This is a genomic window from Moorena sp. SIO3I8 (genome assembly GCF_010692325.1).
Taxonomy (GTDB): Bacteria; Cyanobacteriota; Cyanobacteriia; order Cyanobacteriales; family Coleofasciculaceae; genus Moorena.
In genome coordinates this window covers 1-1,568 of record NZ_JAAHHW010000356.1, presented here as the reverse complement: position 1 = coordinate 1,568, position 1,568 = coordinate 1, and the positions used below count along the sequence as shown (strand labels likewise).

The following is a 1,568-nucleotide window of genomic DNA, read 5'->3' as shown; positions in this document are numbered from 1 at the left end:
GGGGTAAGGTTTGAAATTCCAAATGCAAAATAGCATCAGCAACTCGCACAAAAAACAAGGCATCTGCCCGAATTGGTTCTGTGCTTAATTCGGTGTTGAGAATTTCGATATCCTCTGCTGGTTCTTGGTTAAACAACCAACGGGTAAAGGCTTGGGGATATTGTTCAACTAAATATTTTAGGGTACTGTCGTAAGTCATTACACATCTGGTTAACTAATCGAAAGCAGTGTTTCTAGCCACAAATTCGACGACTCGAACCTATCCCAAATCATCTTCAATCAACCCAGGGAAAGGTATGTCGGAAATATCGGCTACTTAACTAACTCTTTAAATCCCAGTAAATCCCGACAATCATTAACGGTATATCGGGGGATAAAAACCAGGGAAACTTATGGCTATTGTTGGGGAATATTATTCTATTTTATCACAGTTATTAGCCATAATGTTACTTTTGATTTAGTTAATAACTTTAAGAGTTTTTTCGCTACAATCGGGAGGGATTAAATTCAGTTAAATATATAGATCCCCCCTAACCCCCCTTAAAAAAGCAATCGGGAGTGACTTACTTCAGTTAAATATATAGATCCCCCCTAACCCCCCTTAAAAAAGCAATCGGGAGTGACTTACTTCAGTTAAATATATAGATCCCCCCTAACCCCCCTTAAAAAAGGGGGGAACAAGAATTATCTGGATTTTTGGGCAATAGTAGAGTGGGTAAGGCAAATCCAAACCCACTCAATCAGATCTTGATAGCACTGCTTTTGAGTGCTACACCTAACCGGATTTTACTTATCCCTAAACTGGTTCAACCAATTGGTCAAATCCACTTCGGTTTCAAAATCTAATAAAGCTTCTCCTAAATCCTCCAACTGGTCAAAGGATAACTTCTCAATTTGATTTTGTAATTGGGGATTGATTTCACCTAGGCGACGGTTAATTTGACGGATAATTAAATTAAGCTCATTGCGCTTTCCTTTTTCTAATCCTTGTTCTAATCCTTGTTCTAATCCTTGCTCTAATCCCTGTTCTAATCCTTGGCGAATAATTCGTTGATAAACTACCGACTCTTGCATCATATCCTCCCGAAAATAGGCTTGAATTAACTGCTCATCAAATTTCACCCCAGCCAACAGTTGCACGCAAGCAGATAGGTTACGCTGCTGTTGTCTATCTTCAATCATATCGATTCTGGCTGCTACCTGGGATAGCAAGGTTTCTGGCACTTCAGTTTGTGCTAACACAGCCAAGGGTAGTAACCCCGGTGTTGTTAGTAACGGTTGTGGATCACATTCCCAAATCCGAATCACCCGATAGCGGAAGGATAGGTTTATCTCGGTAAATTGATTGACAAATACTCCGGCTAATCGGGTTGGTTTTAGGAATATTATTACCTGTTCAATATCACAGCGATACTGACGATATAACCTCACCCAATAATCCAGCATCCGCAGGGGTAAGGGAGGTTCAGATTGGGGTAAGGTTTGAAATTCCAAATGCAAAATAGCATCAGCAACTCGCACAAAAAACAAGGCATCTGCCCGAATTGGTTCTGTGCTTAATTCGGTGT

Annotated in this window: 1 protein-coding gene and 1 pseudogene; both read right to left on the bottom strand. The window is 40.3% G+C overall.

The features are described from left to right. Window positions 1–199 (bottom strand): annotated as a pseudogene (locus F6K51_RS36960) (hypothetical protein); the annotation flags it as partial. 587 nt (window positions 200–786) lie between these two features. Beyond that, the coding region (locus F6K51_RS36955) for a DUF4351 domain-containing protein (protein WP_293031070.1) at window positions 787–1,568 on the bottom strand (782 nt) is incomplete at its 5' end.